At 62.5% G+C, this 12,473-nt stretch carries 9 protein-coding genes; 4 read left to right on the forward strand and 5 right to left on the reverse strand.

What is annotated here, in order from left to right; genetic code table 11:
* Position 1: 1 nt before the first annotated feature.
* The gene (locus CR103_RS04320; protein WP_180279268.1) at positions 2 to 2,182 is read right to left on the reverse strand and encodes a TonB-dependent receptor; all 2,181 of its coding nucleotides are present in this window, start codon (positions 2,180 to 2,182) and stop codon (positions 2 to 4) included.
* Between the two features lie 602 nt (positions 2,183 to 2,784).
* Here CR103_RS04320 and CR103_RS23810 point away from each other — a divergent pair.
* Positions 2,785 to 2,916: a hypothetical protein gene (locus CR103_RS23810; RefSeq protein WP_267873968.1), complete on the forward strand. Its 132-nt coding sequence runs from the start codon at positions 2,785 to 2,787 to the stop codon at positions 2,914 to 2,916.
* Positions 2,917 to 2,958: 42 nt separating this feature from the next.
* On the opposite strand, the gene CR103_RS04325 is transcribed toward CR103_RS23810, so the two are convergent.
* A complete protein-coding gene (locus CR103_RS04325) occupies positions 2,959 to 4,098 on the reverse strand; it encodes a GNAT family N-acetyltransferase (RefSeq protein ID WP_099914785.1) in 1,140 nt (379 codons plus the stop codon).
* 142 nt (positions 4,099 to 4,240) lie between these two features.
* Here CR103_RS04325 and CR103_RS04330 point away from each other — a divergent pair, with 142 nt between their 5' ends.
* A complete protein-coding gene (locus CR103_RS04330) occupies positions 4,241 to 6,328 on the forward strand; it encodes an NAD(+) synthase (RefSeq protein ID WP_099914786.1) in 2,088 nt (695 codons plus the stop codon).
* A gap of 105 nt (positions 6,329 to 6,433) precedes the next feature.
* Positions 6,434 to 6,772 (forward strand): P-II family nitrogen regulator, encoded by a 339-nt coding sequence (locus tag CR103_RS04335; RefSeq protein WP_099914787.1) that lies wholly within the window; start codon positions 6,434 to 6,436, stop codon positions 6,770 to 6,772.
* Positions 6,773 to 6,882: 110 nt separating this feature from the next.
* On the opposite strand, the gene CR103_RS04340 is transcribed toward CR103_RS04335, so the two are convergent.
* From CR103_RS04340 to trxB, 3 genes are all read right to left on the reverse strand, one after another.
* The gene (locus tag CR103_RS04340; protein WP_099914788.1) at positions 6,883 to 7,488 is read right to left on the reverse strand and encodes a trimeric intracellular cation channel family protein; all 606 of its coding nucleotides are present in this window, start codon (positions 7,486 to 7,488) and stop codon (positions 6,883 to 6,885) included.
* 721 nt (positions 7,489 to 8,209) lie between these two features.
* A complete protein-coding gene (locus CR103_RS04345; RefSeq protein ID WP_099914789.1) occupies positions 8,210 to 8,878 on the reverse strand; it encodes a Smr/MutS family protein in 669 nt (222 codons plus the stop codon).
* Positions 8,879 to 8,886: 8 nt separating this feature from the next.
* Positions 8,887 to 9,843, reverse strand: a complete 957-nt coding sequence (gene trxB, locus CR103_RS04350) for a thioredoxin-disulfide reductase (protein WP_099914790.1) — start codon at positions 9,841 to 9,843, stop codon at positions 8,887 to 8,889.
* A gap of 238 nt (positions 9,844 to 10,081) precedes the next feature.
* On the opposite strand from trxB, the gene CR103_RS04355 reads away from it, so the two are divergent.
* Entirely contained in the window at positions 10,082 to 12,451 is a 2,370-nt protein-coding gene (locus CR103_RS04355) for a DNA translocase FtsK (protein ID WP_099914791.1), read from the forward strand.
* The last annotated feature ends 22 nt before the right edge of the window (positions 12,452 to 12,473 follow it).

The following is a 12,473-nucleotide window of genomic DNA, read 5'->3' on the forward strand; positions in this document are numbered from 1 at the left end:
CCTAGAACTTCAGGCTCACGGTCGCCTTCACCGTGCGCGGGTCGCCGTAGAACGCAGTGACGGTGTTGGAGGAGGCGGAGAAATTGTAGCCGGCGACCTTGTAGCGCTTGTCGGTCAGGTTGCGACCGTGCAGGCCGACCTGGACCTTGCGGTCGGCGCTGGTCCAGACCAGGCTCGCATCCCACAACGTGTAGGCATCTTGCGCCAGCAACAGGTTGCCAGGCACCAACGCGTCAAGCCCAGGGGTATTGCCGGTGCGGACGATTTCAGTCTGGTACACGCGGCTCTTGTACGACACGCCATTCATCAGCGACAGCATGCCGGAACGCCCGCTCAGCACCAGTGGCCAATCGTAGCTTGCCGATAGGTTGCCCGAGTGCTTGGGCGTATTCTGGAACTCGGCATTCCTGGCCAGGTTGATCAGGTTCGGGCCGTTGGCGACCAGCCACTCGTCATACTTGGCGTCGATGTAGCTGTACATGCCGCTGACGTTGAGCGAGTTGGTCAGTTGCGAAATCGCTTCCAGTTCCAGGCCCTTGATCTTGGCCTTGCCGGCGTTGGTGAGCGAACCGGAGAAGCCGTTCGCATTACCGGCTGCGTCGTAGGTAATGATCGAGCCAGGAATCTGGACGTTTTTGTACTTGGTGAAAAAGACTGCCGCATTGGTCTGCAGGCGTCCGCCATTCATGCTCGACTTCAGGCCCAGTTCGAACGCGGTGACTTCTTCCGGATTGACGCCCTTGCGCTTGAGCTGGGAGGCCAGCGTGTTCGGCCCGCCGGTACCGGTCAGGTCCATGCGCGGATCGAACATGCCGCCCTTGAAGCCTTGCGAAGCGGTGCCGTACATATTGTGTTGAGGTGCGAACTTCCAGCCAAAGCCGAGTTTCGGCGTGAACTTGGTGTCGGTACGGTTCAAGGCATCCGGTCCGAGGTCGGTGTTGGCGGGGCTTAAACCGGCGGCGGCGGGATTGCCCAGCGTCGGCGAACCGGCCAGGCCGATGTAGGTCCTTTTGAAGATGCGCGCGTCGTGCTGGTCGTCGGTGTAACGGCCGCCGACGTTGACGTTGAACGTATCGGTGACGCTGTAGCTGACATCGGCGAACACGGCCTTGGTCCTGCTGTTGATGTCGTCCATGGTGTACGCTGCCAGGCCGCCGAGGGCCGGAAAGTTTATCAGCACGTCGAATTCGTTGAATGCATTGGCCTTCATGTAGAACACCCCGGCCACGCCCTGGATCTTGGCGCCGGTGTAGGTCAGCTGAAATTCCTGGCTCTTCTGATTGTCGGCGTAGATCGTCGGCGCTTCGAACAGCGGCGTGCCCAGCGAATCGAAGTCGATCGGCGCGAAGCTTTTTGATTTGCGGTAGGCAGTGACGGACTTGAACGACAGTTCCGGATTGACCTGGTACTCAGCCAGCAGCGCGGTGCCCTGGGTGATCACCTGCTGGGCGTGGCCGTTGACCGCGTACAGGTTGGCGCGGGTGTCGTACTTGTTCTCGAGCGGCGCCAGGCTGGCGGGCGCCGGGCCGGGCGTGAGACGGTAGCCTTGTTTGGCCTGCGAATCGTCGACCGTGCGGTCGCTCGACAAGCGGATGAACAGGTTGCTGCTCGGGGTCAGCTCGATGCTGATGCGCCCGGCCACGGCTTCCTTGTTGTAGTTATCCTTGCCGTTGACGACGTTCTGGCCGAAACCGTCGCGGTTGAAGGTGGCAACCGAGCCGCCGATGCGCAGCATGTCGGACAGCGGCACGGTGGCGTTGAGCACCAGGTCTTTTTCGCCGTAGTTGCCGACCGTTGCCTTGACGCCGAACGTGGTCTTCGGCGACAGTTTGCGGGTGACGTACTTGACGGCGCCGCCGATGGTGTTCTTGCCGTACAGCGTGCCTTGCGGGCCGCGCAAGATCTCGACCCGCTCAAGGTCGTAGATGTCGGTCAGCGCGCCTTGCGGGCGGGCCATGTAGACGTCGTCGAGGTAGATGCCGACACCCGGCTCGTAGCCGGCGACCGGATCCTGCTGGCCGATGCCGCGAATGAAGGCGGTCAGCGTCGTGTTGGTGCCGCGCGAGACTTTCAGCGTGGTGCTTGGAACGAGGTTAGCCACGGCCGTGATGTCGGGCATCGCCTGCTTCTCCAGCTCGGCGCCGGAGATGGAACTGACCGCGCCCGGCACGTCCTGGATCAACTCGGCCCGGCGGCGCGCGGTGACGACGACTTTTTCGATTGCTCCGGTGGCGTTTTCCGTGGCGCCAGCCGTTTGTGCGTATGCCGTGGTCTATGACACGGCGGGGATCGCCATGATGACCGCGACAGAACGACGCAACACCGTTTTTTGTTTGCTCGACATACGCATTTCAGTCTCCTTCAGTTGTTATGCTTTTTTAATCGATAGGGGTTATACGCAATGCAACGGAGTGTGCGCGCTTTGTATGCTGAGTGAAAGCCATCAGCTTGCACGGCCAATGTGCAATTTTGCACAAGACCGAGTCTGGTATGCGTTCGCGCAGAGGGAGCCGAGGCTCCAATAGCTGTTTTTGCAGGGATATCCGGCTTGCGCCTGATCAGGGTGTAGCGTAGTTAAGATGCAACATGTTGTTTCTACGCAAATCTATAAGGAGGATCGGGCAACTCGCGACGGTGATCCGGGCGCACCAGTGTTCGCGAACACCGAAATCGTCCGCATCCGGACGGATTGGCTTGTCCGTGCCGGTAAAGCGCCCCGAATCAACGATGGCATGGGTGTTGCAATACTTTTTTTATTTCCCCAGCTACTCAAAGCGACTATCCATGGCACGACGAAGTTTGCGCGCTTTGGTGAAAGAGCCCGCTTACTCGATCGTCGTCGTGGGCGCTCCCGCCGGCGCCGGCGTAGCCCAGATCGGTTTTTACTTCCTCGCCGAATCGATGGCAATACGCTGAGCATACGGTCCAGGGCCGACGCGCTGCGGGTTTACATGCAGATCAGTCGCGCGCGCGGAACGGGTTGCGGTCGTTCAGTTCGTCAATATAGTCGTCGATGCCGCCGGCTTCGCGCTCGAGGAAACGTTCAATGGCGTCGGCGAACGCCGGGTGGGCCAGCCAGTGGGCCGACCAGGTCCTGGTTGGCAGGAAGCCGCGCGCCATCTTGTGTTCGCCTTGCGCGCCGCCTTCGAACACGGCGATGTTCTGCTCGATGCAGAACTCCAGCGGCTGGTAGTAGGCTGTTTCGAAGTGCAGGCAGGGCACGTGCTCCAGTTCGCCCCAGTAGCGGCCGAACAGCGTGTCCTGCGAGTGGATGACGAGTGACGACGCCACCGGTTTGCCGTTGCGCTCGGCGATCACCAGCAGGATGTTTTGCGGCATGGTGCGGCCGATGCGCTGAAAAAAATCCAGGTTCAGGTAAGGCGTCGAATGGTGGGCCGCGTAGGTATGCTTGTAGCAGCGGTTGAACAGCCGCCAGTCCGCGTCGGTGGCGTCGATACCGCGCACCCGCCGCATGGTGACGCCGGCCTCGCGCACCTTGCGCCGCTCGGCGCGGATGTTCTTGCGCTTCTTTGGTTCGAGCGTCGCCAGAAACGCCTCGAAATCAAGGTAGCCGGCGTTGAGCCAATGAAATTGCACGCCGCTGCGCAGCATGAATCCGGCCTCGGCCAGCTGACGCGCCTCTTCCTCGGACGGGTACAGGATGTGGGTCGACGACATCCTTGATGCCTGCTGGGTGGCGCGCACCACTTCGATCAGCGCGGCGCGCGCCCTGGCGTCGACTGCCATCAGGCGCGGACCGGTGACGGGGGTGAACGGGATCGCCGACAGCAGCTTCGGGTAGTAGTCGAGGCCGTTGCGCTGGTAGGCGTCGGCCCAAGCCCAGTCGAACACGTATTCGCCGTACGAGTGCATCTTGACATATAGCGGCATTGCCGCAGCCAGCGTGGCGCCGTCGTACAGCGCAATGAATTGCGGCTGCCAGCCGGCGTCTTCGCCGGCGCTGCCCGACTCGTGCAGCGCATGTAAAAAAGCGTACGACAAAAAAGGGTTGGCGCGCTCTTGCGCCATGGCCAGGCCGTCCCAGGCCGGGGCGCCGATCTCGGATAGGGAAGATACGATATGCGTGCGATAATTCATTGTTTACATTCTCCGAAGATCTGCTGCCACGCGGTGTATTTTACGCAAAATGGTGCAATGCACCGGCGCGCCGGGTTTAGTGCCCGGGTCAGTGCCGGGTCAGTGCCCCGTGCCCACGCCGGCAAAGGTCGAGCGACCCTTGATGAAAAACCTGTTTTCCAACTGCTTCTCCAACTTATACACGCACGGTTTCGCCCGCGTCGCCGTGGCCACGCCGCACCTGCGGGTCGCCGATCCGGCGTTTAATGCGGCCGAGACGATCGCCCTGGCGCGCCAGGCCCATGCGCAAGGGGCGGTGCTGGTGGCGTTTCCGGAACTGGGCCTGTCGGCCTACACTTGCGAGGACCTGTTCCATCAGCGCGCCTTGCAGGACGCCTGCGAGGCCGCGCTGGCGCAAATCGTCGCAGAATCGGCGGTGCTGGGCATCGTCATGATCGTCGGCATGCCGGTGCGCTCCCAGCACCTGCTGTTCAATTGCGCAGTGGTGGTGGCGGGCGGGCGCATCCTCGGCGTGGTGCCGAAGTCCTTCCTGCCCAACTACGGCGAATTTTACGAATCGCGCCAGTTCAGCCCCGCCGACTGTGCCCGGGAAACCACGGTCGCCCTGTGCGGCCAGCAAGCCCGCTTCGGCGCCTGCCTGCTGTTCGAACTGGCGGCGCTGCCGCTGCTGCGCTTTCACGTCGAGATCTGCGAAGACGTCTGGGTGCCGATTCCACCGTCGTCGTTCGCCGCGCTGGCCGGCGCCACGGTGCTGGTCAACCTGTCGGCCTCGAACGCGCTGGTCGGCAAGGCCGGTTACCGCCGGCAACTGGTGCAGCAGCAGTCGGCACGCTGCATCGCCGCCTACCTGTACACCTCGGCCGGAAACGGCGAATCGAGCACCGACATGGCGTGGGACGGCCAGTCGCTGATCTGCGAGAACGGCGAATTGCTGGCCCAGTCAGGGCGCTTCCAGGGCGATTCGCACCTGCTGTTCGCCGACGTCGACCTCGAACGGCTGTCGCGCGAGCGCATGCGCCAGACGACGTACGCGCAGTCGATGCAGCGCCACGCCGGCGAGGCCGCCAAATTCGAGGTCGTCGCCGTTGACCTGGCGCTGGCGCAGGGCCGCCCGCTAGCTTTGATGCGCCACGTCGAGCGCTTCCCGTACGTGCCGTCGGACCCGGCCCGGCGCGACGAGCGCTGTACCGAGGTCTATAACATCCAGGTGCAGGCGCTGGTGCAGCGGCTCGCCTCCAGCGGCATGAAAAAAGTCGTCATTGGTGTTTCGGGCGGCCTCGATTCGACCCATGCTCTGCTGGTGTGTGCGCGGGCGATGGACAAGCTGGCGCTGCCGCGCGCAAACATCCTGGCCTACACGATGCCGGGGTTCGCGACCAGCGAACGCACGGTTGCCCAGGCGCGCGAGCTGATGGCCGTGATCGGCTGCAGCGCCGCTGAAATCGACATCCGGCCGAGCTGCATCCAGATGCTGGCCGATATCGGCCACCCATACGCCGGCGGTGAGGAAATCTACGACGTCACGTTCGAAAACGTCCAGGCGGGCGAGCGCACCAGCCACTTGTTTCGGCTGGCGAACCTGCATGGCGCCATCGTCATCGGCACCGGCGACCTGTCCGAGCTGGCGCTGGGTTGGTGCACCTACGGCGTGGGCGACCATATGTCGCACTACAACGTCAACGCCAGCGTGCCGAAAACGCTGATTTCCCACCTGGTGCGCTGGGTCGCCGAGACCGGCGCGGTGGGTGCCAGCTCGCAAGTGCTGCAACAGATCGTCGACACCGAGATCAGCCCCGAACTGGTGCCGGGAAAAAAAGGCGGGCAAGGCGGGGAGCCGGCGCAAAAGACGCAGGACGTGATCGGCCCCTACGAGCTGCAGGACTTCAACCTGTATTACACGCTGCGCTACGGCTTCGCGCCGACCAAGGTAGCGTTCCTGGCGCTGGCGGCGTGGGGCGACCGGAACAGTGGCAGTTGGCCCAATGGCGAGCACGTCGAGCGCAACCAATACGACCTGGCGGCAATCAAGCGCAACCTCGGCATCTTTTTGTACCGCTTCTTCAAGACCAGCCAGTTCAAGCGCTCGTGCGTACCGAATGGGCCAAAGGTCGGTACCGGCGGCTCGCTGTCGCCGCGCGGCGACTGGCGCGCGCCGAGCGATAGCGAAGCGACAGTCTGGATGGCCGACCTGGAGCGCATTCCGCACGGGGCCGACGAAGGCCTGGCCTGAGGGGCCGGCACGGATCGACGCCACCATGATCGGTTAAAATCGGTCAATCGTCTTAATTTGCAGTACTGAATAACCCGAGTAACCCGAGAACCAAAGGAAGCAGTCATGAAACAGATTACCTGCGTGATCAAGCCGTTCAAGCTTGACGAAGTGCGCGAAGCGCTGGCCGACGTCAACGTCACCGGCCTGACGGTCACCGAAGTGAAAGGTTTCGGCCGTCAGAAGGGTCATACCGAGCTGTACCGCGGCGCCGAATACGTCGTCGATTTCCTGCCGAAGGTAAAGATCGAAGTCGTGGTCGACGACGCCATGACCGAGCAAGTAGTCGACGCCATCATCAAGGCCGCACGCACCGGCAAGATCGGCGACGGCAAGATTTTTGTCCAGGATGTCGAGCAGGTGATCCGCATCCGCACCGGCGAAACCGGCCCGGAAGCCGTTTAAGTCCCCCGGGGTCAGTTCCGACATTCGGACACGGCCCCATGCGTAGCAAGCTCTGAGTGTCGAGCTCGTGTCTGAATGTCGGAACTGACCCCAGGGTTAGCTTAGCGAGTTCAGCGGCCGAGCCGCATGTCGAATTTCCAGCTCAGGAGCCGTAGTGCGCTGATGAAAGTCGCGCTCGACCAGAGCGCGAAGTCGTGCGGCATCTCGAGCTTGCGCATGATGAGAAACATCCAGCTGCCGAGGAAAGCGCAGATGGCGTAGGGTTTGCCGTCGCGAAAAACCATCGGTACTTCGTTGCAGACGATGTCGCGCAGCACGCCGCCAAAAATACCCGTGATCACGCCCATCATCGATGCGATGAACAGCGGCATGCCGGCGTCCAGCGCCGAGGCGACGCCGGCAATCGAGAACAGCCCTAGGCCAATGGCGTCGGCGATCACGATCAGGCGTTCAGACACCATCTGGCGCAAGGTGCGGATCAACGGGGAGGCGACCAGCGCCAGCACGAAGATGAGGATGGCGTACTCTTGATGGGTAACCCAGAACAGCGGGCGGCGGTCGAGCAGGATGTCGCGCAAGGTGCCGCCACCGAATGCGGTGATGAAGGCGACGGTGAAAACGCCTACCAGGTCCATGCGCTTGCGCCGCGCTTCGATGAATCCGGAAAAGGCCCCGACCAGGATCGCCATAATTTCAATAAACTTAATAAGCGTCATGCGGTGCGATGTGCTGTTGGCGGATGTTGCAGCCTAACATGCGCGGGACGAAAGTCACAAAACGTCATGTTGTTGCCTTTATACGGTAGTCGGTCCACAAGCTTGCCAGTGCTGTTGCCAAGTCGCCAGGACTACACCTTCTGTTAAACCAGTCGCTCACCGCACCTGGCAGGCGAAGCCGCGCGTAAGGCTGATACCTTAACTCCTTGTCCACCGGCGCTATGCGCTGCATCAGGCGCTTGCGGGGCTGCGATTGACGGCATGCCCGGCTGCGCGCGAAAGCAATCTTGAGCCGACCGGTTTCGCCATGGGGCCGATCCTTGCCGCTCTTGTCCTCAGCCGGCTTCGTGCCGCGCGTCAGCAGCCATCGCCAACCGCCAACCACACATTGCACAAAAGCAATGTTGTTTCAAGTATCTATTTTGCAATACTATTGCTGAGTTGTATTGCCTTAACGCACCGAGTAGCAGTCCAGGAAAAAACTGCAATCAAGAGACCGACGGATGCAAAACTCACTCCCTGAAGGGGCGCCGCATGACACTGAAGCCTTGGGCCCCGCAACCTCGCGGGCTGCAACAGCGGTGTATTGCTCCTGGCTTCGACGCGCGCGCCGAATTTATCAAGGAGGCAATGCTGCCGGTACGATCTGGTTGGTATTTAGCACCTTGCCCGGCCCTGCGCCGGGCGCATCTGGCAGCCTGGCGGAAGCGGAACGGCGCCGTTAGCGCTGGCGCTCCAACGCCGGCTTGAGCAGCACAATCAAGGCCCCGTGCCCCCCATCGCCCTTGTTGGCAACGCAAAACGCCACGACCTCGTCTTTTTGCACCAGCCAGCTGTGCACCATCGAACGCAGTACCGGCTCGCCGCGGGCCGAACCGTACCCTTTGCCGTGGATCACGCGCACGCAGCGCAGGCCGCGCTTCATCGCGCGGCGCAGAAAGTCGCCCACCTGGTCGCGCGCGGTGTCGCGCGTCATGCCGTGCAGATCGAGCTCGTCCTGCACGGGCCAGTGCCGCTTGCGCATCTTGCGCACCACGTCGGCACCGACGCCGGGCGCCGAGTAACTGAGCGTCGGATCGTCCTCGAGCAGGCCGTCGACGTCGAACTGGTCGGACAGCGATTCGCGCATCACGCTAGCGTTGTCTTCTTCTACCGTGCGCACCTTGCCGGGGGCGCCGCGCACGGCAATCGCCGCCATGGGCGCGACGTAGCGGTCCGACACGGGAATCGGCTTGACGCCGCCAAGCGAACCGCGGAACACGTTCGCTTCCTCGCGGGCGACCTGCTGGCGTTTTTCGCGCGCGGCTTCTTCGAGCGCGCGCGCCTGATCCTGTTCCTTGAGCGTGTCGCCAAAGGCTTTCAGGTCGGCGAAATTTTTGATTCCCGCCATCGCAATCCTCAGTCTTCCAGGCTTTCCAGGTAGCGCTGGGCGTCGAGCGCGGCCATGCAGCCGGTGCCGGAGCTGGTGATCGCCTGGCGATAGATATGGTCCTGCACGTCCCCGGCGGCAAACACGCCGGGGATGTTGGTCGCCGTCGCCATGCCTTCGAGGCCGGTGCGGGTCTTGATGTAACCGTTGTGCATGTCGAGCTGACCTTCGAAGATGCCGGTGTTCGGCTTGTGGCCGATCGCCACGAACAGGCCATGTACCGCCATCGGCGTCACTTCGCCAGTCTCGGTCGACCTGAGGTTGACGCCAGTGACGCCGCTGGCGTCGCCGGTCACTTCGTCGAGCGTATGGTTGTACTTGATGACGATCTTGCCCTCGAGCGCCTTGGCGTTGAGGCGGTCGATCAGGATCGCTTCGGCGCGGAATTTGTCGCGACGGTGGATGATCGTCACTTTGGTGGCGATGTTCGACAGGTACAGCGCTTCCTCGACTGCGGTATTGCCGCCGCCGACGACGGCCACTTCCTGGCCGCGGTAGAAAAAGCCGTCGCAGGTGGCGCAGGCCGACACGCCCTTGCCCATGAACGCTTCTTCGGACGGCAGGCCGAGGTATTGGGCCGAGGCGCCGGTGGCGATGATCAGTGCGTCGCAGGTGAATTCGTGGCTGTCGCCCACCAGGCGGATCGGCTTCTCGTTGAGGAACGTGGTGTGGATGTGGTCGTACACGATCTCGGTGTTGAAACGCTCGGCATGCTGCAGCAGGCGGGCCATCAGGTCCGGTCCCTGCACGCCCATCGGGTCGCCTGGCCAGTTTTCGACGTCGGTGGTGGTCATCAGCTGGCCGCCTTGCTCCATGCCGGTGACCAGCATCGGGTTCAGGTTGGCGCGCGCGGCGTAGACAGCGGCGGCGTAACCGGCGGGCCCGGAACCGAGGATCAGGACTTTGGCATGTTTGGTAATGGTCATGGAGGGCTTCTGGATATTGTGTATGGAGAGAAATGGGGCCGATCGCAGCGACATCAAGGGCCAGCCTCGACGTACGCAATTATAGTCGATGATGCGTCCCGGTATGAATGATGGGCCCGCCGCACAACATATGGCTTAGAATGAGCGCATCGTATTCATGCAGCAAATCACACGCTTCACGTATGAAAAATCGCGTATGACAAATCACGTATGAAAAATCAAGTATGACAAAGCAAGCATGACAAAAACCAGCCCCCCCGCCAACCCCAGCTACACGCGCAAGCCGACCACCCGGCAACCGCTGCCGAACCGCCTGGTGCGCCTGCTGTCCGAGGCGCGCTGGATCGCGCTGGCAGTGCTGTTCGTATATTTCGTCATCATCCTGCTGTCGTACAATAAGGCCGACCCGGGCTGGTCGCACGACGTTGTCGTCACCAAGGTGGCCAACCTGGGCGGGCGCGCCGGTGCCTGGCTGGCCGACCTGCTGTTGTTCATCTTCGGCTTTTCGGCCTGGTGGTGGTGCGTCTGCTTCCTGCGTCTGGTATGGAAAGACTACCGCCACCTGACCCAGAAGTTCGTCATGGAAGCGCAGTTCGACCCCGAGCACCAGCACGAGGCGCTGATCCGCTGGAGCGGCTTCGTGATGCTGTTTGCCGGCAGCGTCGGCCTCGAATACCTGCGCATGTACTCGCTGCAAGCGCAACTGCCGCGCGCGCCAGGCGGCGTGCTGGGCCAGCTGATCGGCCACTCGTCGAGCGTGGCCTTCGGTTTCACCGGCGCCACCTTGCTGCTGCTGCTGCTGTTCGGTCTGGGCGCCAGCCTGTTTTTTCATATCTCCTGGCTGGCGGTAGCCGAGCGCGTCGGCGGCATGATCGAGGTGTCGATCGACTGGTTCCGCCTGCGCTACCAGGACCGCGAAGACCGCCGGCAGGGCGAAGTGGCCGCCGTCAAGCGCGACGAGGTGGTGGTGATCGAACGCGCCAGGCACGTCGAAAAACACGTTGAAAAATATGCGGCGGCGCCGGCGCTCAAGATTGAGCCGCATGTCGCCCCCGTCATCGTCAAGTCGGAAAAATTCGAGAAGGAAAAGCAGGCGCCGCTGTTCCGCGACCTGCCGGGCGACTCGCCTTTGCCGCCGCTGTCGCTGCTCGACGAAGCGGCCGCATACCAGGAAACGGTGTCGGTCGAGACGCTTGAATTCACCAGCCGCCTAATCGAGAAAAAGCTGTCGGACTTCGGCGTCGATGCGAAAGTCGTCGTCGCCTATCCGGGCCCGGTGGTGACGCGCTACGAAATCGAGCCGGCCACGGGCGTCAAGGGCAGCCAGATCGTCGGCCTGGCACGCGACCTGGCCCGTTCGCTGTCGCTCACCTCGATCCGCGTGGTCGAAACCATCCCCGGCAAGAACTACATGGCGCTAGAACTGCCGAACCCGAAACGCCAGATCGTGCGGCTTTCCGAAATCGTCGGCTCGAAGATTTACAACGACAGTGCCTCGAGCCTGACGATCGCGCTCGGCAAGGACATCGCCGGCAAACCGGTGATCGCCGACCTGGCCAAGATGCCGCACCTGCTGGTGGCCGGCACCACCGGTTCCGGTAAATCAGTCGGCATCAACGCGACCATCCTGTCGCTGCTGTACAAATCCGACCCGGCCGACGTGCGCCTGATCTTGATCGACCCGAAGATGCTGGAGATGTCGGTCTACGAAGGCATCCCGCACCTGCTGGCACCTGTGGTGACCGACATGCGCCAGGCCGGCCACGCGCTGAACTGGGCGGTCAACGAGATGGAGCGCCGCTACAAGCTGATGAGCAAACTGGGCGTGCGCAACCTGGCCGGCTACAACACCAAGATTTTGGACGCGGCCAAGCGCGAGGAGCACATCCCCAACCCGTTCAGCTTGACGCCGGACTCGCCCGAGCCGCTCGAAAAGCTGCCGACGATCGTCATCATCATCGACGAGCTGGCCGACCTGATGATGGTGGTCGGTAAAAAAGTCGAGGAGCTGATCGCTCGTATCGCGCAAAAGGCGCGCGCCGCCGGCCTGCACCTGATCCTGGCGACCCAGCGGCCGTCGGTCGACGTTATCACCGGCCTGATCAAGGCTAACATCCCGACCCGAATCGCTTTCCAGGTGTCGTCGAAAATCGACTCGCGCACCATTCTTGACCAGATGGGCGCCGAAGCGCTGCTCGGCATGGGCGACATGCTGTACATGCCGCCCGGTACCGGCATGCCGGTGCGTGTCCACGGCGCCTTCGTGTCCGACGAAGAAGTGCATCGAGTTGTAAAACATCTGTTGACGACGGGCGAACCGAACTACATTGATGGCATCCTCGAAGGCGGCACGCTCGAGGGTGAAGGCGGCGCCGAAGGGGCCGTGGCGGGCGAGGGCGGCGGCGAAGCCGATGCGCTGTACGACCAGGCGGTGCAGGTGGTGCTGAAAAACCGCCGCGCGTCGATCTCGCTGGTGCAGCGGCACCTGCGGATCGGCTACAACCGCGCCGCGCGCCTGCTCGAACAGATGGAAAACAGCGGCGTCGTTTCGTCGATGCAGTCGAACGGCAACCGGGACATTCTGGTGCCGGCGGCCAGCGCCGAATAACGCTGGAACAGATCAACACAAG

Origin of the sequence: Massilia psychrophila (assembly GCF_002760665.1) — a bacterium.
Taxonomy (GTDB): domain Bacteria; phylum Pseudomonadota; class Gammaproteobacteria; order Burkholderiales; family Burkholderiaceae_D; genus JAFCUW01.